This is a genomic window from Halomonas sp. OfavH-34-E (assembly GCF_024124525.1).
Classification (GTDB): Bacteria; Pseudomonadota; Gammaproteobacteria; order Pseudomonadales; family Halomonadaceae; genus Halomonas; species Halomonas litopenaei.
Window position 1 is genome coordinate 1 of sequence record NZ_JAMXRY010000035.1, and the last position, 26,893, is coordinate 26,893.

At 58.8% G+C, this 26,893-nt stretch carries 18 protein-coding genes and 1 pseudogene; 6 read left to right on the top strand and 13 right to left on the bottom strand.

Annotation, left to right across the window (positions count from 1 at the left end):
* Positions 1 to 126: 126 nt before the first annotated feature.
* Positions 127 to 1,500 (top strand): annotated as a pseudogene (locus NH448_RS15250) (ABC-F family ATPase); the annotation flags it as partial.
* A gap of 191 nt (positions 1,501 to 1,691) precedes the next feature.
* Here NH448_RS15250 and NH448_RS15255 read toward each other — a convergent pair.
* Positions 1,692 to 2,579 (bottom strand): AraC family transcriptional regulator, encoded by an 888-nt coding sequence (locus NH448_RS15255; protein ID WP_124802352.1) that lies wholly within the window; start codon positions 2,577 to 2,579, stop codon positions 1,692 to 1,694.
* Between the two features lie 128 nt (positions 2,580 to 2,707).
* Between NH448_RS15255 and NH448_RS15260 the strand changes: the two genes are divergently transcribed.
* Entirely contained in the window at positions 2,708 to 3,718 is a 1,011-nt protein-coding gene (locus NH448_RS15260; protein ID WP_253028969.1) for an SDR family oxidoreductase, read from the top strand.
* Between the two features lie 48 nt (positions 3,719 to 3,766).
* The gene (locus NH448_RS15265) at positions 3,767 to 4,252 is read left to right on the top strand and encodes a hypothetical protein (protein ID WP_253028970.1); all 486 of its coding nucleotides are present in this window, start codon (positions 3,767 to 3,769) and stop codon (positions 4,250 to 4,252) included.
* A gap of 132 nt (positions 4,253 to 4,384) precedes the next feature.
* On the opposite strand, the gene NH448_RS15270 is transcribed toward NH448_RS15265, so the two are convergent.
* From NH448_RS15270 to NH448_RS15290, 5 genes are all read right to left on the bottom strand, one after another.
* The gene (locus NH448_RS15270) at positions 4,385 to 5,119 is read right to left on the bottom strand and encodes an amino acid ABC transporter ATP-binding protein (protein ID WP_124802358.1); all 735 of its coding nucleotides are present in this window, start codon (positions 5,117 to 5,119) and stop codon (positions 4,385 to 4,387) included.
* Between the two features lie 21 nt (positions 5,120 to 5,140).
* The gene (locus NH448_RS15275) at positions 5,141 to 5,887 is read right to left on the bottom strand and encodes a transporter substrate-binding domain-containing protein (protein WP_221621126.1); all 747 of its coding nucleotides are present in this window, start codon (positions 5,885 to 5,887) and stop codon (positions 5,141 to 5,143) included.
* 66 nt (positions 5,888 to 5,953) lie between these two features.
* Positions 5,954 to 6,607 (bottom strand): amino acid ABC transporter permease, encoded by a 654-nt coding sequence (locus tag NH448_RS15280; protein WP_221621135.1) that lies wholly within the window; start codon positions 6,605 to 6,607, stop codon positions 5,954 to 5,956.
* Positions 6,608 to 6,614: 7 nt separating this feature from the next.
* Positions 6,615 to 7,280 (bottom strand): amino acid ABC transporter permease, encoded by a 666-nt coding sequence (locus tag NH448_RS15285; protein ID WP_253028971.1) that lies wholly within the window; start codon positions 7,278 to 7,280, stop codon positions 6,615 to 6,617.
* A 440-nt stretch (positions 7,281 to 7,720) separates the two neighbouring features.
* Positions 7,721 to 8,725 (bottom strand): LacI family DNA-binding transcriptional regulator, encoded by a 1,005-nt coding sequence (locus tag NH448_RS15290; protein ID WP_253028972.1) that lies wholly within the window; start codon positions 8,723 to 8,725, stop codon positions 7,721 to 7,723.
* Between the two features lie 135 nt (positions 8,726 to 8,860).
* On the opposite strand from NH448_RS15290, the gene NH448_RS15295 reads away from it, so the two are divergent.
* A complete protein-coding gene (locus tag NH448_RS15295; protein ID WP_253028973.1) occupies positions 8,861 to 10,306 on the top strand; it encodes a sulfatase-like hydrolase/transferase in 1,446 nt (481 codons plus the stop codon).
* A gap of 509 nt (positions 10,307 to 10,815) precedes the next feature.
* On the opposite strand, the gene NH448_RS15300 is transcribed toward NH448_RS15295, so the two are convergent.
* The 3 genes from NH448_RS15300 to NH448_RS15310 are packed head-to-tail and all read right to left on the bottom strand — an operon-like array spanning position 10,816 to position 11,862.
* Positions 10,816 to 11,157: an NIPSNAP family protein gene (locus tag NH448_RS15300; protein ID WP_253028974.1), complete on the bottom strand. Its 342-nt coding sequence runs from the start codon at positions 11,155 to 11,157 to the stop codon at positions 10,816 to 10,818.
* Between the two features lies 1 nt (position 11,158).
* Positions 11,159 to 11,656, bottom strand: a complete 498-nt coding sequence (locus NH448_RS15305; RefSeq protein ID WP_253028975.1) for a TRAP transporter small permease — start codon at positions 11,654 to 11,656, stop codon at positions 11,159 to 11,161.
* Positions 11,653 to 11,862, bottom strand: coding sequence for a TRAP transporter large permease subunit (locus tag NH448_RS15310; RefSeq protein ID WP_286984832.1), 210 nt, complete (start codon positions 11,860 to 11,862; stop codon positions 11,653 to 11,655). Before NH448_RS15310 ends, NH448_RS15305 begins: the two co-directional genes overlap by 4 nt.
* Before the next feature lie 153 nt (positions 11,863 to 12,015).
* Between NH448_RS15310 and NH448_RS15315 the strand changes: the two genes are divergently transcribed.
* A complete protein-coding gene (locus NH448_RS15315; protein ID WP_253028976.1) occupies positions 12,016 to 12,756 on the top strand; it encodes a GntR family transcriptional regulator in 741 nt (246 codons plus the stop codon).
* Positions 12,757 to 12,774: 18 nt separating this feature from the next.
* Positions 12,775 to 14,427 (top strand): thiamine pyrophosphate-binding protein, encoded by a 1,653-nt coding sequence (locus tag NH448_RS15320; protein WP_253028977.1) that lies wholly within the window; start codon positions 12,775 to 12,777, stop codon positions 14,425 to 14,427.
* Positions 14,428 to 14,927: 500 nt separating this feature from the next.
* On the opposite strand, the gene NH448_RS15325 is transcribed toward NH448_RS15320, so the two are convergent.
* The 4 genes from NH448_RS15325 to NH448_RS15340 are packed head-to-tail and all read right to left on the bottom strand — an operon-like array spanning position 14,928 to position 26,873.
* A complete protein-coding gene (locus tag NH448_RS15325) occupies positions 14,928 to 16,658 on the bottom strand; it encodes a hypothetical protein (protein ID WP_253028978.1) in 1,731 nt (576 codons plus the stop codon).
* 38 nt (positions 16,659 to 16,696) lie between these two features.
* Positions 16,697 to 18,151: a hypothetical protein gene (locus NH448_RS15330; RefSeq protein ID WP_253028979.1), complete on the bottom strand. Its 1,455-nt coding sequence runs from the start codon at positions 18,149 to 18,151 to the stop codon at positions 16,697 to 16,699.
* 23 nt (positions 18,152 to 18,174) lie between these two features.
* Positions 18,175 to 20,235 (bottom strand): UvrD-helicase domain-containing protein, encoded by a 2,061-nt coding sequence (locus tag NH448_RS15335; RefSeq protein ID WP_253028980.1) that lies wholly within the window; start codon positions 20,233 to 20,235, stop codon positions 18,175 to 18,177.
* Positions 20,235 to 26,873: a DEAD/DEAH box helicase gene (locus NH448_RS15340; protein ID WP_253028981.1), complete on the bottom strand. Its 6,639-nt coding sequence runs from the start codon at positions 26,871 to 26,873 to the stop codon at positions 20,235 to 20,237. Before NH448_RS15340 ends, NH448_RS15335 begins: the two co-directional genes overlap by 1 nt.
* Positions 26,874 to 26,893 lie beyond the last annotated feature (20 nt).

Below are 26,893 nucleotides of genomic sequence, written 5' to 3' on the forward strand. Positions count from 1 at the left end.
TTGAAGATGTCCATGACCACGGCAGCCTTGCGCTTCGCGGTCCATCGTTTGATGGAGTTGTCGTCGCTCATCCTGTCCTCCTGATGACTGCACTATACCCTGTGCAGCTATGGAGGGGGTCACTTCAAGTTCGCCTTCGAGGACGAACGTGTCATCGACACCGTCATCATGGGCAACGAAGAACTGTGGAGCGTGACCGCTGAGCGCGAGCGCATCTACTCCCAGGCCGAGATGAGCGAAGAAGACGGCATGGCGGTGGCAGACCTCGAAGTCCGCTACGCCGAGCTCGACGGCTACACCGCCGAGGCTCGTGCCGGTGAGCTGCTGCTGGGTCTGGGGATTCCGCTTGAGCAGCACGACCAGCCGATGAGTGTGGTGGCACCGGGCTGGAAACTGCGCGTACTGCTCGCTCAGGCGCTGTTCAGCGACCCCGACGTGCTGCTGCTCGATGAGCCGACCAACCACCTGGACATCAACACGATTCGCTGGCTCGAGGACATTCTTCGTGCGCGCTCGTCGACCATGATCATCATCTCCCACGATCGCCACTTCCTGAACAGTGTGTGCACGCACATGGCGGATCTGGACTACGGCGAGCTGCAGCTGTTCCCCGGCAACTATGACGAGTACATGACCGCGGCCACCCAGGCGCGTGAACGTCTGCAGTCCGAAAACGCCAAGAAAAAGGCAGAAATTGCCGAGTTGAAGCAGTTCGTCAGTCGCTTCTCGGCCAATGCCTCCAAGGCCAAGCAGGCGACCTCACGCCAGCGCAGGATCGACAAGATCCAGCTCGACGAGATCAAGCCGTCATCACGGATCAGTCCGTTCATTCGCTTCGAGCAGAACAAGAAGATCCACCGCCAGGCGCTGGAAGTGGAAGCGCTGTCCAAGGCCTGGGACGACAATGTCCTGTTCGAGCGCTTCGGGTTGCGCATCGAAGCCGGAGAGCGGGTCGCCATCATCGGCCCCAACGGCATCGGCAAGACCACCCTGCTCAACTGCCTGGTCGGCGCGATGGAGCCCGATGCCGGTGAGGTCAAATGGACCGATGCCGCCGAAGTGGGCTATTTCGCCCAGGACCACGCGGCGGACTTCGAGGGGGGCGAAACCCTGTTCGAATGGATGCAGCAGTGGACCACCGCCGGTGAGCAGATCGTGCGCGGCGCCCTCGGGCGGATGCTGTTCTCCAATGATGATATCGGCAAGTCGGTGAAGGTGATTTCAGGCGGTGAACAGGGACGCATGCTGTTCGGCAAGCTCTCGCTGCAGAACCCCAACGTGCTGGTGATGGACGAGCCCACCAACCACCTCGACATGGAGTCCATCGAGGCGCTCAACCTGGCGCTCGAGCACTATCCCGGCACCCTGATCTTCGTCAGCCACGATCGCGAGTTCGTCGGCTCACTGGCCACCCGCGTCATCGAGATGAAGGACGATGGCATCGTCGACTTCAGCGGCAGCTACGACGACTACCTGCGTAGCCAGGGCGTGCTCGGATAAGTTACCACTCACACACGCAGGGCGGCGGATGCTGCCCTGCGAGCCGGATTTACCGCCTTCAGCGAGATCACCTCGTGGTCGACCCAATATCGATACCCATCGCAGCGGGCAAGACAATGGCGAGCAGGTATTACGCGCTCGGCGCCCTCGCTTGGGGCTCTCCCCCTGAAACCTGAATGCCTGCCACTTCTCTAGCCCCTGGCAAGCGCCTGGTATTGGCTCCACTGCTTGGGGGACTTTCCATACAGTCGTTTGAACTCTCGACTGAATTGCGAAGCACTTGCGTACCCGACCGCCATTGACGCTTCGCTCACGTTCATTCCCGTAGCAATCTTCATGGCGGCGCTGTTCAGCCGCATCGTTTTCACGAACTGAATGGGTGACATCGTGGTCGCCTGCTTGAATTTCCGATGAAAAACAGCACGACTCATCCCCACATACGAGACGATTTCGTCAATGGTGACAGTTTCATCGAGGCGGGACTGTAAATATTCGATGGCTCTGGCAATCTCGTTGCCGACTCCAAAAGCGAGCCTCGCCGAAGCCCCGGCATCTCCCATCAAAACGGCATAGTACAACTCGCGAAGGCGCCCTTCTCCGAGAACCTCGGTCTGCGTCTTGCTATCACCTAATTGCAACAAGCGTAACAGTGCTTCAGAAAATTCATCATCCCATCGGGCGAGAGATACGCTTTGCGACAATGAATCCCCACGAGGTTTTTCAGCCCCCGCTGCGGTGCTTTCTACCTGAATAACTATTTCTTTCATCACTTTTGTATTCAGGGAAATAGACACACCCAACAAGGGATTTTCTGGGGAGGCAGCCGGGGTACCCGCCTCGACCGGCAACGAAATGGGGCAACACATGTATTGGCTGCTGTCATACACATATCGCCTGCCATTCACGATGGCTTCCTTGGAACCGCCTACGATCGCGATCACGCTAGGTTCGTAGACGGCAGGAGTACAATGAAGCGCCTCAGTAACACGGAATATCTGAACGCCCGATACCCCCGTTTCCATCACCCCATCTTCGTGAAGCTTGCTTTCGACAAGCGCTTTTATCTTGTGCCTGCTCATTCGACAAAACTCGAATAACTTAGTGGAAGAAAGCTATCAACCAAAAGAGACAAAGTCAACGAAGTGATACGAATAGGCATGTTTTAGAGATTATCTGGTCTACATTCACGCATGGCCGAGAGTTATCATTGGCGCCACAAACTTCAGTCACTGTTTTACTAGTCGGTCTGGCTAGAATTGGAGACACGAAAATGTGTACAAAAAAAACCCTAGCGAAGGGCTGGACACCAGATCAACTCGAGTCCCTGCAGGGAAACACCTATGTAATTACTGGAGCCAACTCAGGTACGGGCTTTCAGGCGGCGCGCATTCTGGTGTCCAAAGGCGCCGGGGTGGTGATGATGAATCGTAGTGTCGAAAAATCGGAAGCAGCGATAGCAGCACTGAAACAAGAATTCGGTAGAGAGGTACAAGCAACGTTCGTTCGACTGGATCTTGCTTCGCTTGACTCGGTGCGTAAAGCATCGGCAGAAGTACTGGCAACGCTCCCCCGAATTGATGCCCTTATCTGCAACGGTGCTATTGCACAGGTCGCCAGGCAGGAATTTACTCAGGATGGTTTTGAAAGTCATCTCGGCGTAAACCACTACGGCCATTTCCTTCTTTGTGGACTGCTCTACCAGCGAATCGATGATTCGAACGGGCGCATAGTGGTAGTTGGCAGTGAAGGCTACAAGATGGGCATAAAAACCATCCAGTTCGATGATATGAACTGGAACAAGAATTACCACCCAAACAGCACTTACTGCCATAGCAAGCTAGCTCAGATGATATTTGCCTACGAGTTACAGAGAAGAACAACAGCGGCAGAGAAAAACATAAAAGTATATGTGTGCCATCCTGGTGCATCCCGGACTTCCCTGATAAACGAAAAGGCCAATGTGGCGTCACGTTTGATCTTTTCGTTGATGGAAAAATCACCGATGGTGCAAACAGCGGAAAGAGGCGCCTACCCGGAAGTGATGTGTGCCACCACTAAAAACCTCGAACAGCAAGATTATTATGGTCCTTCCGGCTTATTTAACTGGATAGGGCCAGTCGGAAAATGTGAGATCAAACCATTTGTCTGGGACAGGGCCGTCGCCGAGAAATTATGGGCAGTCTCAGAAAAAGAAACATCTATCGGATGGCAAATATAAAAATCTCGACAAGACGAAAAAACCAGAAAAAACAAGAGAGCAAAAGCAATGCATATCATGACCCTTCCGATCGCGACGGTTCTATTCCTTGCGCCAACCATGGGGGCCAGCGCTACGCTACACTTTGGCATCGGCATCGCAAATTACAACAACGAACAGCTACACTACTCGGACAAGGCATTTTACGAAAACTTCAGTGCAGAGCTTGGCGCCCACACAGACTTTGACGACTCATTCATGCTTCATCTGAATGCGCACCTGTACACATCACCCAAGGACCTGCTAGCACGTATAACTCCCATCTTCTACGCCGGCGCAGGGATCATGTTGCTCAAAGGACAAGAAGACTACGGCTTCGAGAACAAGAGCAGCAATACCAACGAACGCTGGGGAGTCAGGCTTCCCATCGGCATTGAGCTGATGACGCCGATCGATATTTCGGTCTTCTCGGAGGTCGTCCCGAGCTACGTATTTTCCCCGGATGAAGATTATGAAAGCATCTTCACATCGGGAATACGCTACTACGTGTACTGACACCATTGCCATGGCGAGTATTCAACCGGAGAGAAAGCACTCACCTTGCATGGAAGGCCATGCGTCCCTCTGTTCCAAGCAGGACGCCCCCTGCCGGCACGCACCGGCAGGGAGGCCTGGTCTTTTGTCAGCTCAGGTGATCTGACCCAGGAAGTTCTGCAGCCGTTCGTTCTGCGGGTTGGTGAAGAACCCGGTCGGTTCGTTGATCTCGACGATCTTGCCCGCGTCCATGAAGACGATACGATCGGCCACGGCCTTGGCAAATTCCATTTCATGGGTCACGCACATCATCGTCATGCCCTCCCCGGCCAGATCGATCATCGTATCCAGTACCTCCTTCACCATCTCCGGATCGAGCGCAGAGGTCGGCTCGTCAAACAGCATGATCCGTGGCTTCATGCACAGAGCCCGTGCGATGGCCACGCGCTGTTGCTGCCCACCGGAGAGCTGCGCCGGATACTTGTCGGCCTGCTCGGGGATCTTGACTCGCTCGAGGTAGTGACGAGCGGTCTTCTCGGCTTCGGCACGACTGACCTTCTTGGTCTTCATCGGTGACAGGATGCAGTTCTCCAGCACCGTCATATGAGGAAACAGATTAAAGCTCTGAAACACCATGCCGACGTCTTCGCGTACCTTGGCAACGTTCTTGCCTCCCGCGGTAAGCTCGATCCCGTCGACGACGATCGTGCCCGAATGTATCTCTTCGAGCTGGTTGATGGTGCGGATCAGGGTGGACTTCCCTGACCCGGATGGGCCGCAGATGACGATACGCTCACCCGACTCGACGGACAGGTTGACGTCAGTCAGGGCGGCAAACTCGCCGTAGTACTTCACGACATCCTGCATCACGACAGCTTGTGCAGACATTGGCAGTCCCCAATTATTGGCTTACTTGTTCAGGTAATCCGGAAGCGGCTCACCCAGCCACTCCTGGTGGATGTCGTTCAGGGTGCCATCGGACTTGATCTGGGCGAGGTAGCTGTTGATCTGCTCCAGCAGCTCGTCGGAGCCTGGCGCCACGCTGATACCCTGGAGCTGGTTGGACAGATCGAGCTTCTTCTCGAAACGGCCACCGGTGACGGCGATCACTTCTCCCATCACTACGTTGGAGGCGCCTAGAAGGTCGACCTGGCCCGACATCAGCGCCTGTACTGCACCGGCACCATCATCGAAGCGACGGATTTCCGTGCCCTCCGGGGCCGCCTCGACGACGCCCTTTTCCTGGGTGGAGCCCCGGGCTACGCCCACGATGTAGTCGGCCAGGTCCGCTTTCGATTCGACTTCCTTGGACGCATCGCCGTACACGGCAATACTGATGGCCGCGTAAGGGTCAGAGAAATCCACCTTTTCAGAACGAGCCGGTGTAATGCCAAGGGACGCCACAAGAACGTCGACCTGGCCGGACAGCAGGTAAGGGATACGGTTAGGCCCTGTCACCGGCACGATCTGCAAATCGACGCCGAGGCTTTCCGCCAGTTCGGTTGCCACGGCGGCATCATAGCCATCGGGATTGCCTGATGTATCGAGCACACCAAAGGGGGGGAAATCGACCAGCATGCCGACACGTAGCTTGCCGGACTCCTGGATGTCGGTGAGTTCAGCAGCGACGGCGGATGCTTGTGTCCCGACGGCCATGAGGGTCAAGGCGGTACTGGCGACAAGATGTTTTATTTTTATCATCTTTTTATGCTCCTTAGGGGATTATCGAACGGTTGAGAGTCTCATCCGCGCTTCGAGTCGCTTGGCGAACATCGACAGCGGACAACACAACAGAAAATAGAAAATGGCAATCGTGCCAAAGACCAGAATCGGCGAGAACGTGGCGTTGTTGACGATCTGTCCGGCGCGGGTCAACTCGGTGAAGCCGATGATCGAGGCGAGCGAGGTGCCCTTGATCAGCTGTACCGAAAAACCGACGGTGGCGGGCGTGGCGATCTTGATCGCCTGGGGCAGGATGATATGACGCATCCGGTTGACGTAGCTGAGCGCAAGGGCCTTCGACGCTTCGGTCTGCCCACCCGGCACGGCCTCGATGGCGCCTCGCCAGATTTCACCAAGGAAGGCGCTGGCATGCAGGGTGAGGCCCACCGCGGCAGCGGTGAGGGGGCTGACCGGAAAGCTGGACACCGAGAAACCGAAGTAGATCAGGAAGAGTTGCATGAGCAGCGGAGTGCCCCGGAACAACTGGATATACAAGGCTGCAGCAGTGCTCACCATCTTGTAGCCGGAGGTACGCATGGCGGCGATCAGCAAGCCCCCAATCGCGCCGCATCCAAAGGCGATAAGCGACAGCAGGAGCGTCCAGCGCACGGCGGAGGCCATGAAAAGTATGTCGGCGGTCGAGAATTCACGAATCATGGCGTCAGCTCACAGGGTAGGTGAAGAGTTTGCGACGGATGAGCGCGAATACGCCCGAGAAGCCCAGCGCCATCGCCAGGTAGGCGGCGGTCAGCACCAGATAGACCTCAAAGCTTGCGAAGGTCGCGGCGTTGATGTCGGCGCCGACAGAAGCGAGGTCGCTTGCCGAGATGACCGAGACCACACTCGACATCAGCATCAGGTAGATGAACTGGCTGGTCAGCGAGGGGTATATCGTGCGAAGCGCAGGCTTGATGACCACATGGCGAAAGATGTTGAACGGGCTGAGTGCCAACGCCCGCCCCGCTTCGATCTGGCCGCGCGGAATCGCTTCGATACCGGATCGTACGATCTCGGTGCCGTATGCGCCGACGTTGATCGTCAGCGCCATTAGCGCCGCGGTGTTCGGGGAAAGCGTGATGCCAGCCGCCGGCAGGCCAAAGAAGATGAAATAGATCTGTACGATGAAGGGCGTGTTGCGGATGACCTCGACATAGGACGCCACGATCATTCGCAGGGGTCGAACATGTGACGTGCGGGCGACGGCACCGAGAATCGAGATCCCCAGCCCGAACACCATCGCGGTGGCCGATAGCCGAATGGTCAGCAGTGCCCCGACTAGCAGCGCATCCCAGCTCGCGAAGACTGGCTGAAAATTGAAATCGTACATGTTGGTCCTCCTTGTTGTTTATATCGTTCTAAATTGCACCTTACACAATGTCAAGGTAGGAGGCCGGTTCACGCCAAGGGCCATCGCTGCCGGCACCTTCGTCAAGCCATCTGTTAGCGTTGTCGAATATGAACCTACAACACTGTTAAAAATGGATATTTCTAGCGCATTCGAGAACTTCTTCGACGCCGGAACAGCAGGAAACTCGCCGGGCGCCAGGCTTGATATCAATAGTCGTAGAAGCCTACATCTCAGGCCTCCTGCCGCTTGGGTCGGCGATACCGCAGCAAGCGCCGACAAGGGGAGACTACCGGGAGGGCGAAGGAGGATCGCACTACCACTCGCCGGTAGCATCGAGCCGCTCCAGCGAGAGTGATTTAGACGAAAAATAGCAAGCAGAAACAGCGAAGTAGCCTGTAAGCACTACCGTCGACTGTCCACTACAGGGCGAAGGTACTGCCGCGAACCACCAGGGAGGGAACGGTAAGAACACGCTCGAAAGGCGCCTCCGGCTTGCCCAGACGGCGCGCTAAAAGAGTGGATGCGCTTGATCCCGTGTTGCCGGGGTTCGTTGCCACCGTCGTCAACTGCGGATACGCCATCCGCGCCACGGGCAGATCGCCAAAGCCGATGATGGCATGCGTCTCGCCTGGTACTGCGCCGCTCTGGCGTAGCCCCTGCATCACCCCAGCAGCGACGATATCGTTGAAGCAGATGATGCCGGTGGCGTCAGCGGCTTCGTCCTCGATGCGGGCCCCCGCCTCGATGGCGCCGTCGAGCGAGAACTCGGTCTCGATGATGGTTCCCTCGACACCGTCGGCCTCGGCCAACCCTTGATGGAAGGCGCCAACCCGCTCGGCCCGCGCCGACGACCTGGACGAAACAGACACAAAAACAATGCGTTGATGTCCAAGGGAGGTCAGATGCCGAACGGCGCTAAGCATGCCGCTGGCGTTGTCGGTCCCGGCATAGTCAGACTCGGTCGGAGAGACCGCGCGCATGGCCTGGATCACCGGAATGCCCCAGTTGGCGATGCGTGAAAGCAGCTCCGGTGGGGTGCCTACGGCCGGACACAGGATGATGCCATCGACCGAATGCTCCCGGAACCTCTGCAGGATATCCTCCTGACGCTCCGTGTCGTCATAGCTGTTGGCCAACAGGATGACCCGATCTTCGTCGGCCATGGTCCGCTCGGCGCCCGCCAGGAAATCAATGAAAAACGGATTAATCAGGTTTGGAACGATCAGCCCCACCGTACCGCTGCTGTTGCTGCGCAGTCGAGCGGCCGCACGATCAGCGACATAATCCATATCTTTCATGGTCTTGGTGATCAGCTCGCGAGTCGCATCCGACACCAGTGGCGAATTTCGCGCGACAAGCGAAACGGTCGCCCGAGACACACCGGCCGCCTTGGCCACCATCTCCATCGTCACTTTCTTACGCATCGGACCTCCTTTTTCTCAATCATGCCGCTGTCCTGCCGCAAATACTAGCTCACTTAACACCTAGTTAGATCGTTCTATTGACGTCTATCCAAATCTCGCTCTACAGTCATCCATCACGCATGCGAGGAGAACAATATGGATAAGCAACCCAACGTGATAATGATCCTGGCCGACGACATGGGCTTCTGGAGCCTGGGAACGCGCGGCAATCAGGAAGTCCAGACCCCCCATATCGACGCTCTGGCGCGTAGCGGAGTGGATTTCGTCAACTGCTACTGTGTTTCTCCGGTGTGCTCCCCTGCCCGCGCCTCGCTACTCACCGGACGCATCCCGTCGCAGCACGGTGTGCTCGACTGGATCCGCCAGGGCTCCGAGGACAAGAATGGCGACAGGTCCGTCGAATACCTGCAAGGCATGCTGGGATTCAGTGACGTGCTTCATGACAACGGCTACGACTGCGCCTTGATCGGCAAGTGGCATCTGGGTGACAGCGCACATCCCCAGAAAGGATTCACCCACTGGATCACCATGCCGAAAGGCTCCGACAGCTATTACGGCGCCAGAATGTACCGCAACGGCGTCGAAGAGATAGTCCCGGGTTATCTTACGGACTTCCTGGCCGACGAGGCGACCCACTATCTCGAGTCCCGTGCCGGAGAAGACCGTCCCTTCTTCCTGTCCTTGAATTTTTCCGCTCCCCACCGGCCCTGGCACAAGTCACAGCATCCACGCGAGGTCTGGAGCCAGTACGACGATTGTGAGTTTTCCACCTTCCCTCGCCAGCCGCGCCATCCCGATCAGATCAACAACGGCGTCTATCCCCAGGAAGACGTCAACGAGATGATCCAGGGCTACTGCACCTCACTGACCGCAGCCGACGCGGCGATCGGACGGGTCCTGGCCAGGCTCGAGGATCTCGGTCTCACCGAAGATACTCTGGTCATCTTCACCAGCGACAACGGCATGAGCCTTGGCCACCACGGCATCTACGGCAAAGGCAACGCGACCTACCCGCAGAATATGTACGACCAGGCGGTTCGCGTGCCCTTCATCATGGCCCAGCCCGGCAAGATCACACCAAGAGCCTCGACGGCACTCGTCAGTCACTACGATTTCTGCCCGACCTTGCTCGAGTACCTCGGCATCGATGCGAAGGTTGGCGACAATCTGCCTGGAAGGTCATTTCTGCCCATCCTGACGGGGCCAGATGACACGCAAGACCGGGATGTCGTGGTGTTCGACGAATATGGACCCGTGCGAATGCTCCGCGACAGCCGTTGGAAGTTTATCTGGCGCGTGGGTGACTGGCCCAACGAACTCTACGACATGACCGAGGATCCGGACGAACTCAACGACCTCATCCACTCCCCCGAGCATGCCGATATCGCGGCAGAGCTGGAGCAGCGCATGGTTGCGTGGTTCGAGCAGTACGTCGACCCGGCCAGAGATGGCACCAAACAGCCGGTATTCGGCCGCGGTCAGATTGCCCGCGTCGATGCCAACGATACCGATGGCGCACCCTTCGCCGATGATTGGTTCTACCAGAGCAGCGGTGGCGAGGATTCCGGGCCGACACTCTAACCACTGGCTGAAACACCAGGGCACCAGGGCGAATCACTCACTCGGTGCTTGGCCATCGGGCCGAAACTGGGTGACAACGGCGGTCAGGCTCACGCAACCGGTTCAGCCTGATTGCCGCTTCAGCCAGACAAGGGAACGACACCACCATCTGTTGGCTCATTGAGTCCGCTGTCATGGTGGAGCGCCTCACGTCTTTGGATCGATGGCATTGCATGGCGCGCCCCCTTGGCGATCGACCCCGCCCGCAATGCGAGGACACGCAGTCATCCCGACACGAAGCTCACTGGGAGATTCTGGCAGTTCGTCGGCGGGCACAGCCAGGAAATAAAACGTAGTGTGAAACCGCTTCATCGACCCACGGTCCCCGACATCAATTCCCCAGTTCGACAAAAAGCTCCCTATCTCGGTGAGAAAAGGAGCCCATTGCCATATCGAAACATATATTCGAATCGACTAGAAAGTATTTCCATCAAAAGTCGATCACATCAAAAGTCACTATTTCCTATGTACTACCCTTCGACCTTCTTTACATGAAAGGGATCAAAGAAAGGCGCGGCGACGAGTATCTTGTTCTCCTGGCTGACCAGGCACCCCGCCTCGGCGCTTTTCGCGAGATATTCTTTCCACTCCGGGTCTGCCTGTAGCTTCTGGCGCTTGGCTGCGCGGTCGGCCGCATCCTCGTACATCCACACATGAACATAGGAGTTGACATCACCCGTTTCAACCGCCCCATAAACAACGGGATAACCCAGGTGTTTACTCTGTACCTTCCACCCGTGGTCTTCATAGAGCTTCATGTGTTTCTTGATGGTACCCGGGCGGCAGGTGTATGTTCTTAGATCGTAGATCATCTTACTTCTCCTTCATCATGGTAGAAAATGGCGCTTTAACGTCCGCGATCGATTCAAACAGATCACGCAATGAGTAAATCATCATCAATGTTCCCGAGATGGGGATAGCGGCATAGAAAAGCCCCGTCGGAAGGTTCAGTACAGGCGTTACTGCACTGCTCCGTGCCGTCAGCTCCCATCCGTACCACGTCATGGCGAGCATGAACCCAAGGGATAGAAATGCCAGAAAGGCCCTGAGCAAAGGGGCCGCACGCTTTTGCCCTATCACCTGCTCGAGCCAATCTACTCTGAAGTGTGCCCGCTCTCGCCATAAGGCAGCGGAGCCCATGAATACCATCCAGGAAAACAAGCCCCTTACCACCTCATCCAGCCATGCGAAGCTCGCAAGTTGAAAGCTGCGCGCAATGACGCTTGAAAACAGCAGGATGAACAACGCTGCCAAACAGAACGAGGCAATCGCGCGCAGGAGTTGGCCCACCACTCGATCAAGTTTATTCATGAGTTCATCACCAGATCAGGCAGCCATGTCGATATCGCTGGAATCATGACGACGGCCATCAACACCACGAAAAGACCAATCAAGTAAGGCGTCAAGGCACGCGACAAGCGGCCGACGCTGATTTTGGCAATCGACGATGTTGCAAAGAGAACCATACCCACGGGAGGCGTCAGCAAACCGACCATTGAACACATGATCATGATCACGCCGGCTTTTAGCCTAAAATTAGTTTATGTCAGTTTGTCTGACAACTGTTTTTAGTGCTACCTTTGTCGCACTAGCCCCTTACAGGTCGCATGGCCTACGCTTCAACGACGCGTCGCAGCTTGAGCTGTTCAGACGATCAGGAAGACATCCCAATGCAGGATTTTGAAATCTATGGGCGTATTGATCGCCCTCGCCGGCTACCTGATGAGGTCGCGGTAGCCCTGACCAAGGCGATCGAAGGAGGCCAGCTTCAGCCTGGCGACCGCCTTCCCACCGAGGCGGTACTTTCCAAGAAATTTGGCGTCGCGCGCACGGTGATCCGCGAGGCGATTTCGCTTCTCAAGTACGATGGCGTCGTCGACTCACGACGTGGCGTCGGCACTTTTATTACGGAAATCACCAATCGGTCGGCGTTTCGCATCAGCCCGGGATGCTTCGAAAAACGCAAGCAGATCATAAAGTTGCTTCAGCTTAGAGCAGAGGTGCAGGCAGGAGCCTCGGCGCTTGCCGCTGGAACGCGTACCACAGCGCAAATGCAGGCTCTGGAGGATCTCTTTGCAGAAATCGAGCGACTCGACGCACTCGGTCCAGATGGAGCACTTGAGCAAAGAGTCGACACCGAGCTCGAATTCTATCGCCGCATTACCGAAGCTTCTGACAATGAATATTATGTCGAGGTTATCGGCATGATTGAGGGGAATATACAGAGCAACCTGCGCTCGGCCTTTCTGAAGAATGCAGCGGCTTCTGAATTCGGCCCTTCCATTCTGGATGAACATCGCGCGGTGAGAGATGCACTGGCAATACAAGACGCATCGCTAGCTCGCAGCGCGACACGCCTACGCTTCGAACGCGCGGCTGAGCGTCTGGCAGCTCGCGAAGACTTTCTATAAGAACAAGGGTCTAGATTTATGAGTGAACAACCGTCACGTCATGGTGGGAAAGTTCTCGTCGAAGCCCTCGAGGCACAGGGGGTGGAGCGGGTATTTTGTGTGCCTGGAGAAAGCTACCTGGCCGCTCTTGATGGGCTTTTCGATTCCGGCGTCGACACCATCGTGACGCGACACGAAGGCGGGGCCTCGCTGATGGCCGAAGCCGATGGGAAACTTACCGGGCGTCCCGGCATCGCTTTCGTCACGCGGGGCCCCGGCGCCACCAACGCTTCCTGTGGCGTACATGTCGCCTACCAGGACTCGACGCCCATGATCCTCTTCATCGGGCAGGTGGCGAGCGATCAGCGCGACAGAGAAGCTTTCCAGGAAGTCGACTACCGGGCCATGTTCAATCCATTGGCAAAATGGGTCGCGGAAATTGATCGCGTCGACCGGATTCCTGAGTACGTAAGCCACGCCTTCCATGTCGCTCAAAGCGGCCGTCCGGGTCCTGTTGTGCTCGCACTTCCCGAGGACATCCTCTCATCAGACTACACTGGCGCCCCGGCTGTACCGGCTGCCACGCTACCTTCGGGCAAGGCGGCTGAGAGCGATGTCGGCGCCATTGTCGACATGCTGGCGAAGGCCGAACGCCCGTTGGTTATCGTCGGCGGTGGGCCCTGGTCACAGAAAGCCGCCAATGCGCTCGGACGATTTGCCGACAAGGCCGCGCTACCGGTGGGAGCCTCTTTTCGCTGCCAGGACTATCTCGACAACCGACATTCACACTATGTTGGCGACGTTGGTATCGGCATCAACCCCAAGCTCGCGGAACGCGTCAAGAATGCCGATGTCATTCTCTCACTCGGTGCTCGACTGGGTGAAATGACGACCAGCGGTTACACCTTGCTGACGCCTCCCCTGCCGCGACAGACCCTCATACACGTCCACGCAGACGCTGCAGAAATTGGTCGCGTCTATCGACCGGCCCTCGGCGTCGTCGCGAACGCTGCTGAGCTCGTCTGTCAGCTGGCCGATGCAGCAAGGTCGCCGGAGTCACCGCGTGAGCAATGGATCACCGGCGCGCGCTCGGACTACGAGGAGTGGCAGCAACCACAGCAGAGCCCCGGTGACCTGAAGATGGAGCAAGTCGTCTCTCATCTCAACGAGGCGCTCGGCGAGAATGCCATCCTGACAAATGGTGCCGGGAACTACTCCGCGTGGCTTCATCGCTACTATCGCTATCGCAACTGGCCCACCCAGCTTGCCCCCACCAGTGGTTCAATGGGCTACGGCTTGCCGGCAGCGATCGCCGCTAAATTGCGCCACCCCGAGCGAGACGTGGTCTGCCTGGCAGGGGATGGCTGCTTTCAGATGGTGATGCAAGAGTTTGGTGTTGCCTGTCAGTACGGCGCAAATGTCATCGTTCTGGTGTCCAACAACGGCATGTACGGCACCATTCGCATGCATCAGGAACGAAAGTATCCGGACCGCCCCTCGGGAACACGGATGCACAATCCCGACTTCGCTGCACTCGCCAGAAGTTACGGTGGCTTTGGCGCAACCGTGACCAGCGATAGCGAATTTCCAGCCGCACTGCAGGCAGCCAGAGAGGCAGGGGTTCCCGCGATCCTGGACTTGAAGGTAGACCCACACGCCCTGTCGCCCAAGCTGACCCTGGCCCATCCATGAAGGCAGTAGCCAAGAGATACCCGCGCGGACCGGAAGCTGCCCTACCATCGCCAGGGTAGGCCTGACTCACCGCGACAACCCTGCCGGGCCGCAGCAGCATCTCAGTATCAAGCTGCACTTAGTAGAAAGCAGCGCTCGCGTAGAAAGCTGCACTCGCGGCCCGGGATCGGCTAGCTTGATGGCATCTGATGCACAACTTGGGCTATGGCATTGGTGGTGAGCGAGGATGGCGTTTCCGCTGACCTTCCAATAGAAAACGGTCCACTACACCTCATAAACTGTGCTTTCTCACCAATTTTGGTCTTGTCTAGCCATCGTTCGCTGACTTTTTTTACAAAAAGTAATGGTTAATGGGCACCGGCACTAACGTTGAAGACCTTTAACTTTAACGCTGGGGTTGGCTAATTATCGAAACCAACGGAGAGAAATAACTCCAAAACAGCGTAAAATCACAAAAGTAATTCACGCCTAGCTTACTGCCAGGCGGTGAAGACCTCTGATCAGGCCTCAGCGAGTTCCAAACTTCGCTGATCATACGGCACGATAATATTTTCTCTCGCCCCTCCAAGAGATACAGATCTTCTAGGAAAGATATCCTCCAAATCTGCATGATCTTCTTCCATCCACTCGGGAAAATCATGAGACTTGACCGTCTTCAACGAGATACTGCCAGCCTCGATAGTTACACCCACCATTTCACGTACAAATGGTAACGATGCACCTCCTCCCGTCAACACCAGCACCAGCTCCCGGCGCGGCGCCGTGCGCAGGAAGAATTCATCAACATTTTCCAGGACTTCGGATATCTTGTTTTTCAGCTCAGACTGAAAATCATGAATCGAGGGTGACTTCATGAAGTCGTCAAGCAACACTTCGATGACATCACCATTATGGAGCGGAACATAGACACTGCCTTCTTCGAAAAGTTCTTCTTTATACATTCTTATCTTGCGCTCAAGATCATTTCGAACACGCCGATAATCAGGCAGTTGAAATGAAATTCCAGCAATGGATAGTACCTTCTGCACCAGCACACGGTCGATGTAATTACCAGCCATGGTCAAGCCAGCTGCCGCTTCAGGGATTTGATTCGCCACATAGATTCCCTTGTGAGAATCTACACGAATACGGAACAGGCTAATATCCGTAGTGCCGGCACCTATATCGATTACCATAGAAAGGTTATTGGCAGAGCCATCTTCGCTCACCAAGGCAGAGGCTACGCCAAGAGGTTCGGTTACCGGATCTCCGACAAAAGAATATTCAAACTTCTCTTCATACACGCTGTCACATACTTGCTTGAGCCGATGCAGTGACACACCCTCGCTTATTTCCTCGCCCAACACAATGGCTGCAACCTGTGCATCACCCAGCATACGAGAAAGCATACGAGAGTATTGGCGAGACTTCGTGTTATCAAAGCAAGGCATAGCAAAACGGCGGTCAATATTCTTATCGTACCCCATCTCGTCAGTACAATGGTTGATTACCCACGTCAGGAAAATGAGGTAATAGAAAATAATGTCGCGGTACTCAATCACTATTTCGGTTGGATTAAACTCCGCCGAAAGAACTTTCTCTATACCATCTTCTGAAAGAAACCGCTTCATATTGTCGATACGCTGACGGTTAGTCTCAGAAGCTTCTTGCTCAGACACTTCTAAGGCACTTTTACCAAAGTATACCGAACCATCGTTACTTATATAGACTGATGATATCAGCAGCTCCAGCGGGCCATCGGAGGGATCCTGCCCCGCGACGTCCCCAAGCTCAAGTACCTGAATCTCGTCCCCTCCATCCTTACCCGCACCATCATGCACCAGAGTCACCTTTGACATAGCAGTACCAAAGTCGATGCAGAGCCTGATATCTGGTGAAACAGGCTCATCAAGAATTTGAGGGAAGTCGATCTCTAAATCTTCACCTTCCTGCTGAGCCTCTTTTGGGAGTACTTGCGCGAGACCCTCGACGCCGGTATCCGCAGCCGTGCTCTCTTCAGCGCTAGGCTCAACTGGCTCCTGTTCCTGTTCCTGTTCCTGTTCCGGTTCCGGTTCCGGTTCCGCTGACGATGAAGTCGGTTCTGCGGTCGCGCCAAGAAAATCGATGGCTGCCGTTAATGCTCTCTGCTCCGATTCAGTGATGATGCCTGGCAGCTCATACTTTCCATCTTCTCGTTCAGCCAGGCGAGCCAGTAGATTTTCCAGCAGCCACCTTGCTTTATTGTTATCCATGCCACCTCCATTCCCTGATATTACAAGGCCCTCGTAGACTATATCGACTCAACCAGAGCCTTCACCACAACCCTTTCCCGCCCATAAAGCTTTTGCACGACCTGATCGCGCACTACCCTGACCTCTGTCACACCTGATTGATGCCCGCCAACCATTTCATGGCGGGTCCGGCTGTAGGTTATGGTTTCGCCCTCAAGCCCAGATGACTCAAGGCGTCGCAGGCGGCATAACTGGCGAAGTATTGTGGAAAGCTCTACGAATCCGCCCAGTCCCTTGCGAAGGGAAGCCACCACCACTGGGTCATTGCCGAATTCCTCAATCAGTGGCAGCAAGTTGGTACGCACGTTGTCCAGCGGCCGCCTGGCGGCTTCGCCCTCGAGCAACAGCTGACCTATCAACATGTCCTCATCAGATTTGAGCGACTTCTCCTTCTTACCGTTGTTGGCACGCTTGGTCCCGCCTGAAGTCCACCACTCGGACACTTCAGAATCCAACTCGTGATGCCCCTCAAAGTGACGCTTCAGGTCATTTCCCATACTGGTACGAGTGGCATACATCACCTTCATGGCATCCAGCATTGCATTGTCAGTCTGCCCTTGGCGCGCCAGCACCAGGCAAGCCTCGCGAAGGCAAGAAAGCACTCTCGGCTTGACGAGCGAGTGACTGCGCAGGTGTGTCCATAAACGAGTGCCAAAATGCGCCTTCATAGCGGCTAGCGGCGCATAAGTTGCCGATTCAAGTGCGTAGGAAAACCGCAACTGTACGACCCGCAGCAGCAACTCGAAAAGCAGGTCGCACACATCATTGGCGAGCGCTTCCTCCTTGGCGCCGGTCACATTGTGCAAGACAGCCTTGACGACACGCGTGAGCGATTCGCCTGGGTTAGCCTCAAGCGACCAGAAGTGATCTTGTGAAACCTCCTTCCAGGCTTCCAGTATCCGCTTTACCCTTCTCAGCCGTGCGTCCGGCACCTCGAGCTCCAGGCTATCGAAGCCCTGCGCCAAACCATTGAGGACCCCCAGGTAGTCGACAGAGTGGTCCCTCAGCATGCCCAGCAATACTTTCCTGGCGTTCTCGGCAGCATCCAGATAGAAGGCTTCACGGATAACATAGTCGGCCAACCAGGGAGGCCTGGGCGCTCCCAGGTGGGCCAACGACATGGCGGCATAAGCCTTTTCATCACCGTCCTGGAGCACAACCAAGGATGCGGGCGGTGATTCCATGTAAGCTTCGAACCCTTCGAACACCTCATGGCTGCGGTTACGTGCCACGGCAGCAAGCCGGCCCAGCACGGCGGCCAGCAGTAGACGTTCTTCAGCGTTCTCTACATCGCAGAGCACCTGAGCACGCTGCACAAGCACCGCTAAGCGATCCCCCTGGATAAATTCCTGAACTTGGCGAGCCGCCATAACGTCGGTCAGCTGATCATCCAACTCACGGAGGCTACAGGCCTCTTGGCGACCCGCAACAAGGTCATGCACCGTCTGGTTCAAGACGTTTCCTCACTCTACTTTTGTTAGTTCGTCGGCCGGCTGACCACCAGCAACTGCTGGCGGGCCCGGGTAGCCGCCACATAGTTCTCGAACCTGTCCAACAGGTTATCGCGATTGCCTGCATCGAGAATCGCCACCGCCTTGAACTCCAGCCCCTTGATGCGCTTCTTGCTGCCGAAGCGCACGCCGCTCTCCTCCTGGCCGGGGTCGGCCTGGCGCGCCTTCAACTCCACCGTAGCAAAGCCGTTCGATTGCAGGGCACTGATGACACGTGAGTTGACCGGCGTCAGGCAGATCTCGTGGGTCTTGAGCTGACCGCTTTCGGTAAGCCCCTTCACCCATGCCACCACGGCACTTGCCACCTCATCATCATCGCTGCAGGTCACCAGCTGTGGCTTGGGTCCATGGAAGATGGAGCGATCTCCCTGGGTGATGGCCTGCTCACCGTCCAGGTCATCGATCTCGACCCCCTCCAGGGCAGCATGGGCCCAGTCACGGATCTCCTCGCTGGTGCGATAATTGATCTTCAGCCGACGCGAGCGGCCCCGGACCTCGATGCCGGCTCGGCCGAGTGGGACGGGCACCGGGTTGTAGATGCGCTGGTGGCCATCGCCAACCACGCAGAGCGGGTTATCCAGCCCCTCTGCGATGGGGCTGATACTGGCGACTAGGCGAAGGGCCTCCAAGCTGAAGTCCTGGATCTCGTCGACCAGTACATGGCGATAGCCTGGGAATTCACCGCGCTCCAGCACCTCTCGGGCTTGGTGGATCAGCCCATCGAAGGTCAGCAGGTTGCGACCGGAAAGCTGGCGGCGCACCTCGACGAACACCTTCCACAGCGCCTTGCGCTGCTTGCGGCGCAGGGGCTTGCGACCAGAGCGCACGACCGTGAGGTATTCTTCCTCGGTGGTAATGCCCATGGGGTCGATAATCTGTTCGAACTCGTCGCGTACGAAATCACCCGAGAAATCCAGCTCGGCGGCCACCGGCATGGCCAGCACCTTCTGCCAGATGGACTGCAGGTCTTCCTTCTCGGCGATCTTCCCCTGCCACTGGGCACGCGAACAGATCGTCCGGGCCAGCTGGTGCAGGTTGGTCACCTCGATACTGTCGACTACGCTCGGCGCCAGCTTCTCCATCAACCCCTTGATGGTGACAGAGAGGTTGGTGGTGAAGGTGGTGATCAGCACCTTCTCTTCGCCGCTGCAGCGCTTGGCCAGCCATGCTGCACGGTGCATCAGCGCAACGGTCTTGCCGGTCCCGGCCGCGCCGAAAATCTTCATCGGACCACGCGTCTCCCACTCCACCAGCTTGCGCTGATAGGGGTGCAGGAAGACCCGCCACTCCTCGATATCCTCGCTGAGGATCTCGCGCAGGTGCTCCTCGCCCTGTACCAGCACCAGGTCCATGTTGGTAATCTCGGCCAGGTGGCTGAAGTCACCGGGACCGGTCGGCTTCTCGATCTCGTCAAGCGCCCCCAGCATCTCGTTGATGGCCTCATCCAGCGGCATGCCGGACGCCACCCCATAGAGCACCTGGGCCGCTTCCGGCGGCAGATAGTCAGCCAGGCGTTCGAAGTCGTCATCGTTGCGGACCGCGCGAACTGCCGGGATCAGGGCCTCGGGCACGCCGGCCTGAAAGAGCTCTTCATCGGAGAGTGCCTGAAGGGCATATTTAGGAACGGCCGGGGCCTCTGAGGGCGCCGCTTCTGTATCGCCCAACTCTGAGGAATGTAGGGAACGCTCGGCCTCCTCAACATCGAATACCTGAAGGGTCCCCAATGCCCGGTGGGCCTCGAAGCGCTTGTTCCGACACCACTGGTAGGCCTCGTCGTGGTGGTCGATATGCATGAGCAGGAAGGTATCCCCCTTCTCGGGGGCAATCACGATGGCGCGATAGTCGGCACCCACGCGAGCACTGCGCACCTTACTGTCTTTGACGGCATTCAGCGGCTCCAGGTGGATACTGGCCTGGGTACTGTCCTCCTCGAATTTCTGGGTCAGCTCCACCACTTTCTTCTGCACCTTGGCCGGCAACTTGCCGAAGTTCTTCAGCACGTCCCGGTGCAGCATCATCTTCGCCATCACTCGTCTCCTGCTTTACGTTTCGGCAGCTGTTCGACGCACCACGCTTCGCCGTGGGTCTGCAGATCCTTGTCTGTTATGACTCGCCACCCGGCCTGGTGCCACTTGGTTGCGAAGCTGGCCTGATCCCCGACCAGTAGCGCCACAGGCGGGGAAGCCGCCGGCCATGCCATCTCGGCAAAGGGCTCATTCCCCAGATCGTCACTGTAGTGCTCTACCTCAGGCAGAGCACACCGCTCGGCTGCCATGCGACGGACCAGCTTTTCCAGCGAGGACAGCGTTTCCTCGACCACTTCCTGCCACTGGTCGTCCAGGCTCACCTCAGGCATCAGCGAAGGCTCCGGAATCACCCCGCTCTCGACCTCGGAGGTGGTGAAGACCAGCATCCGTTCCAGGAACTGGAAGAAGTTGGCCAGGGCGTGGAAACGGCGCCAGCGCAGGCGATAGGTTTCCTCTGCGCTCCGCTCCTGCTCGCTGTCGCCCAGGCGCAGCTCGACCGTCAGGTTGGTGTAGTCGTTGAGCAGTAACTCCTGCCCGAGCCCATACACCATCAGGTCATCACTCAAGGCCAGCTTCTGGGCAATCCACGCCCAGTCACCGTGATCCTCCCTGCCCAAGGGTGGTGCGGAATAGCCGGCACGCCACATACCGAGGGCCGAGTTGAACTGACTGGCATCCTGCCCGATGCCGCTGCTGGCCAGGCGCATCAAGGCGAACCCCCCTACCACCTGACCGAAGCGCTGCCACCCTTCGGCCCCGGGCGACATCAGGAACCCCTTGAGCTGAGTAAATGCATCACCAGTAGCAGCGCTCACCTGGGGCAAGGACGATTCCATCTTGTTGCGCCACTTGAGCAGTACCTCGTCGGTCATCCAGGCGGAAAGGAACCGGAAGCGTTCGCCCTCCGGTTGATCCAGGTCGTCCCAGCTTAGCGACCAGACCCAGTAGCGCTGGCTGTCCAGGATGGCTCGGCGCTTGAGGAAGTCGTCGGCCAGGCGCGACTCGGCGTCATGGGGCTTCACATGGAACTCGAAGCCATCAAGGAAGATCGCGATCGGCCGGCAGATATCATCGTCGGCACGCAGCATGAAGTCGGGCTGGCAGCCCACCGACACCCCCTGGGCACTTCCCAGCAAGGGCTGCAGCTGCAGCGACCAGACCCGGCCGTCCCCAAGGGTGAACTCGAACCCGCGGGTGCCGCCAATCAGCACCTCGCGCCAGTCATCCTCCCTACCACGCTCTACTACCCAGTCGCGTAGCCGATTGACGAAACGCTTCTCCAGCACACTGCCGAACATGGCCCGGGGCTTGATCTCGTCCAGCTCCCGCTTGGACTCGCGACTCTCACCAGCCGCGATCAGCCGCCGCAATAGCCGGATGCCCTGCTCGCGACTGATCTGGTCGGCGCGGTACTGCAGGTGGTAGGTGCGCAGGCAGCGATAGCAGCCGTCGGTGTCGTCTTCCGTCTGGTGCAGCTCGCGGCAGGGGCAGTGCTCCAGTGCGGCAAGAGATCGCCTCAGCACGTCCATCACGCCCTCGCCCGCTCGTCCCTGGTCATCCACCTCCTGGAACAGCGCCTTGAGGAAGCCGGTACCTCCCGGCACCGCATCCATCAGCACCAGGTAATGCTGGGTCACTCCCAACTGGAGGTTGGGGATGACCTGCTGCTGGACCAGCAGGTGACCGGGGTCGCCTTGGAAGCGCAGACGCATGCCCAGGTAGATAGCGGCCTCAAGCGTGGCCACGTCTTCTGGCTCTACATCAGGCAGCAACAGACGAACCGCCTCGGAGCGCAGTTCGCGATAGAGAAAGACATGCTTCCAATCGTAGGCATCATCCCTGCGGCCCTCGCGATGGCGTCGCTGGCTCTCGCGATGCCCGGAACAGCTGCGACGATGGCGTACCTGGGCGGGGCCCTGCCCGGGTTCGGCGGCCATGCCGCAATCCCCACAGATAAGAAACCCTTCGGAGGAGACCTTTTCCTGGCCAAAGGCGAGGTCACGGTGCTGATCCTGATAGCCGGCGTTGACCTGCCTGAGCACCATGGCCGAGCGGTATTCGATGCCGAACGGCTCGGCATCGTTGCCAACCGCGCCGCTGGCCTGCTCCACCGTCTGGTCGAAGGAGGTCACCAGCTGATAGCGCTCGTTCTCGCGCTCCTCCCCCTTGTCGGCGGAGAGGCTGTCGTAGTACTCCATGTAGGAGACCGCCTGGGAACGGGCGAACTGCAGGAAGTTACGCTGCTGACCGAGGTCGGTCTGGCTCTCCGGACCATCGTGACCGCATTGAGGGCAGGCCGGCACCGCCTCGGGACGCTGGACCTCGGCGGCGTGGCGCATATGGCCACATCGGCCACAGATGGCCCACTCGCCCATCAGCGGCTGGTTGCGCGAACCCAGCTCGATCTGCTGGACGGCGAAGCGGTGGCTGTGGGTGTAGAAGTGGTTGCCAGGCGCCAGCTCACGAATGGCCTGGGAGCCGGAGCGGACCAGCTCGATGGGTGGCCGGGTCTCGATCACCTCGCCATCCTCGCCCTTGGGGCGGCGGTGGTAGATGGAGCCAGAGAACCGCACGCCGCGCTCCGGGAAGGCGTAGTTGGGCAGCAAGCCATGCTCGGTCAGCACCTCCAGCGCACCGATCTCGTTCAGCTTGCGCTGGCGGGCGCGCAGAATGCGTTCCTCCCGCTCGATCTCGGCCCTGTCGATCTCTTCCGACGCAGGTTCCAGCTTGCTCTTCTGGTCACGCAGGCGCTTGCGGGCGTTATCCAGCAGCTGACGCTGCAGCTGGAACTCATTGGCGGCTCGCTCGATGGCCTCTCGTAGCCGTTCGGTGCGTGACTCTCCCAGGAAACGTTCGCGGGTGTCGTCCCTGGCATCCTGAGCGAAACGGGCCATGAAGCGCTGCTGAAGTGCCGCCTCTTGCTCCAGCATCCACTCCAGCAGCCGCGGGATATGCCCGGCATGATTCTGGATGACCTCATCCACCAGCTGCTTACCGGTGCCGGGCAGGTCGGTCAGCACGCCTTCGCGCACCGCCTGGTCGAAGCAGAACGCCAGATACTGACGGACCAGCACCGCACTGGCATCCAGCCAGCAGCCCGGCGGCTCGATCTCACCCGCCAGGAGCGCTTCCGGCCGTGTGTAGAAGAACAGGTCGTGAGGGCGCTGGTTGATCACGCTGAGGATCAGGGCCGTCCCCGTCTTGCGCCCTGCCCGCCCGATGCGCTGCAGGTAGCTCGCGGCGCTGGGCGGAATGGAGCAGAGCATGGTTGTCGAGAGATCCCCGATGTCGATACCCATCTCCAGGGTGGAGGTGGCGGTCAGCACATTGGGGTCATCGGCATGACTGCCATCGTTGAAGCTGGACTCCAGCCCCTCCCGCTCAGGCGTATCCAGCAGCCCTGTGTGCTCATGGGCAAACACACGGCGCAGAGCCCCCTTGCGATAACGTGTGCGGTAGTAGTTCTCGCGCTCACTCAGTTCCGCGGGGCGGTATCTCCCAGTGGCGTCCTGGTAGGAGAGGCTCGGGGCCTCTCGCCACAGCAAAGCCTCTTCGGGGGGACGATAGAGGTAGTAACCACTGCTGTCGCAGCGCAGCTTCTCCCCGCTCGGCAGCAGCCGGGCTGCCGCATCGCTGATCGCATACCACGCCTTGTCGCCGTCCTGATGCAGCTTGCGCAGCAGACCGGCGCTCTCTCCGGCCTCAAGGAAGGCGGCCAGCAGATCGACCAGGGTGGCGTCGTCCACCCCTGGCAGTTGCAGCACACGCCTTGCCCATACCAGCTGCCAGGGCTGCATCTGGCCATCCCGTGGCGGAACCAGCATATGGTCGTGGTGCTTGTCGGGGTGGGTCGTCCACAGCCGGGGCTGATAACGCCCATGCGGCGGGTAGGTCTCACGCCCCTTGACCACCTTGCCGAAGGGATATTTGCCCCAGTAGTTCTGGCGGGCATAGCTGCTCAGGTAGGGGTGATGCATACCACCCCGTTCGCGCTGCCGGTGCAGCATGCCCAGCACCCAGAGCCGCAGCACGTCGTCGCTCAGCGCTTCAAGGCGTGGGCTGATGCGGGGGAAACGCTGCCGAAGCGCCGCCAGGGTGTCATCGATGCGGCCCGGCTCCCAGCCGAGGGACGCGCTGGCATGGCTCTCCATGGTGCGGCCATGGGTCAGCATCAGGCTAAACTCGCTGGTCGCCTCCCAAGTGAGGCGCTGGGCCATCTCATCGAACAGCTCCTTCGGCGGCAAGGCGTCTTTATCGAGCGTGGCCCGATAGTTCAGATAGGGCTCGTACTCACGCAGATCCGGCGGGATCAGCGTCGCCATCGACTCCTTCATTTTGCCAGGCCGCCCCGGCTCCGGCTCGGCCCAGTACGCCAGCAGCCGCTCCCCCACCTCCCTCAGGGGCACACCCGCCTCTCCGGCGTCATCGATCAGGTGCTGCAGGGCCGTGCGCAGGGTGAAGTGATAGGTACGCGCCGAGAAGAAGCCCGCCCGGTGGCTGGCATCCTGCACGCTGTCGGTGAAGGCCAGCAGCTTGGGGTCGCTGTTGAGCACCGAGCCGAACACCTCGTCGATGGCCACGCTGGCGATGGTGGCCGCCCGGCTACCGATAAACATCAGGCTATCCAGGGTGCGGCAGTGCGGGCAGCGGCGCACCCCGATCCGCTGGCCGTTGTTGCGGTGGTCGTGCTCGTGGACGACTTTCACCGGGAAGGTGCGCTCCTCGGTCAGCGGACAGGGACCCGGCCCCTCACGCAGCACCAACGAGCCGGGGGCGAGGTGCCAGCGCAGCCCCTCCAGCTCCTGTTGTCCACTGGTATTGACCGGATCATCGCCCTCGCGCCAGGGGCTCAACATCACCAGCGTCGGCTTGGGTTGCCCCTCGAAGCCCCAGGCCTCGTAGATGGGCGGCACCTCATCGCTCAGCTGCATGCCGCGCACGCCGTGCTTCTCGATGGCGGCATCGGCATCCAGGTCACGCAGTCCTACCCAGGCCAGTTCGCCGCACTCCGTGCAGTGCACCACCGGCAGCTGATGGCGCCCTTCAGGGGGCGGGTTATCCAGCCAGGCAAAGGCCGGGTCCTCGTGGACCAGGGAACCGATACGCCGCAACTCGCGCAGCCACAGCTGCACCTGGGTAGGTACCAGCGGGAAGGCCTTGCCGCTGCGCAACTCCCGGGCCTGGGCCACCAGCGCCAGGAACGCCATCAGCACCTCGCCTCGCTGGGCCAGATCGCCCACCGAACGGAAGGCGAAGTCCTCCCGCGCCAGCTCGCGCAGCAGCTCCAGCCAGTGGGCCGGCGCCTCCTGGGTGGCCACCAGCAGCTTCTGGAACAGCGGATGCCGGCGAATCCATTCGCCCAGTGCTATCCCCCAGCGGGTGTGATCGTCCAGCTCGACAAGCGTTGCCTTGAGTACCGAGTAATGCGGCGTCCACTCTGCCCAGCGCGGATCATCGGCTTCGACCGGGTAGGTCGGCCCACCAAACAGCGCGGCCATGCGGTAAGCGTAGTGAACAGCATCTTCCCGATGCCGCGGCTCGCACTCCTCTGCCGGTGGCAGCGCCTCGACCTCCAGCTCCGGGATACGCACCACCTCGTCGACGCGATAGCGGTCCTCCTGAATCACCGCATCGTCGCTGATCGTCTCCTCGAACAGCGTACTGGCGAACTCGCAGAGCTTGTGCAGCGGCCCCAGCGTGCCCTCGTCCTCGCCGCCCGCCACGGTGGCGCTAGTGCCCACCATGCAGAGCTGGCCACGCGGTATCGAGAAGCGTTCCTTAAGGCGCCGAATCAAGCAGGCGACGTCGGCCCCCTGGGCACCGTCGTAGGTGTGCAGCTCGTCGAGCACCAGATAGCGCAGCAGGCTCGGGGCGGCCTGGTTATGCCGCCAGATGCTCACATCCTTGGGCCTTAGCAGCAGATAGTCGAGCATCTTGTAGTTGGTGAGCAGGATATCCGGCGGATCGGCCTGCATCGCTTCGCGGTTGGTGATCGCCTTGTAGGTCCACTCACCGCTGCCATCCTGGGCGGGCTCTCTTGTCAGCTCGGCATAGGTACCTGGCTCGGCGCCCTCTTCCTTGCTGGATGATGACGACATGCGTCCGGTATAGAGCCCCACTCGGACCCGGGCCCTGGGCTCACCGGCTACCATGTCGCTAAGCAGCGGTGATTTGAGGATCTCCTCGGCGAAGCGCCCCGCCTGGTCCGCGGCCAGGGCATTCATGGGGTAGAGGATGATCGCCTTGATGCCATCGCGCTTGCCCGCCTGGTGCATCCGCAGGCAGTGATCCAGCACCGGGTAGAGGAAACACTCCGTCTTGCCCGAGCCGGTGCCGGTGGTGACCAGCGTATGCAGCGGCTGGTTGTTACCGCGCGTGGTCAGGCGGCGCCAGCTGGTCGCCTGGTGGCGAAACGGCACATAGGGAATCTCGATATCGAACAGGCCCGAGATATCCCCCGAATCCAGCCGAAACGGCCGGCGGACTTGTACCCAGGGCCCCTTGAAGAGGCCATTCTCGGGGTCATTGAAGAAGGCCTCCAGAGCCTTCTCGGTAGCGTGATCGCGCAGGCGGAAGGTGGCCTGCAGATAATGCAGCACCTGCTTGCGGACTTCCTGGGCTAGCGTGGCTGGCAGCATGTATTACCCCTATATCCCGA

Coding starts and splice junctions, on each gene's coding strand:
- NH448_RS15305 (WP_253028975.1), bottom strand. CDS start 11,656: ATGAATAAACTTGATCGAGTGGTGGGCCAACTCCTGCGCGCGATTGCC.
- NH448_RS15275 (WP_221621126.1), bottom strand. CDS start 5,887: ATGGCCGTCGGGACACAAGCATCCGCCGTCGCTGCTGAACTCACCGAC.
- NH448_RS15340 (WP_253028981.1), bottom strand. CDS start 26,873: ATGCTGCCAGCCACGCTAGCCCAGGAAGTCCGCAAGCAGGTGCTGCAT.
- NH448_RS15255 (WP_124802352.1), bottom strand. CDS start 2,579: ATGAGCAGGCACAAGATAAAAGCGCTTGTCGAAAGCAAGCTTCACGAA.
- NH448_RS15270 (WP_124802358.1), bottom strand. CDS start 5,119: ATGTCTGCACAAGCTGTCGTGATGCAGGATGTCGTGAAGTACTACGGC.
- NH448_RS15300 (WP_253028974.1), bottom strand. CDS start 11,157: ATGATCTACGATCTAAGAACATACACCTGCCGCCCGGGTACCATCAAG.
- NH448_RS15325 (WP_253028978.1), bottom strand. CDS start 16,658: ATGGATAACAATAAAGCAAGGTGGCTGCTGGAAAATCTACTGGCTCGC.
- NH448_RS15290 (WP_253028972.1), bottom strand. CDS start 8,725: ATGCGTAAGAAAGTGACGATGGAGATGGTGGCCAAGGCGGCCGGTGTG.
- NH448_RS15265 (WP_253028970.1), top strand. CDS start 3,767: ATGCATATCATGACCCTTCCGATCGCGACGGTTCTATTCCTTGCGCCA.
- NH448_RS15320 (WP_253028977.1), top strand. CDS start 12,775: ATGAGTGAACAACCGTCACGTCATGGTGGGAAAGTTCTCGTCGAAGCC.
- NH448_RS15315 (WP_253028976.1), top strand. CDS start 12,016: ATGCAGGATTTTGAAATCTATGGGCGTATTGATCGCCCTCGCCGGCTA.
- NH448_RS15335 (WP_253028980.1), bottom strand. CDS start 20,235: ATGGCGAAGATGATGCTGCACCGGGACGTGCTGAAGAACTTCGGCAAG.
- NH448_RS15285 (WP_253028971.1), bottom strand. CDS start 7,280: ATGTACGATTTCAATTTTCAGCCAGTCTTCGCGAGCTGGGATGCGCTG.
- NH448_RS15295 (WP_253028973.1), top strand. CDS start 8,861: ATGGATAAGCAACCCAACGTGATAATGATCCTGGCCGACGACATGGGC.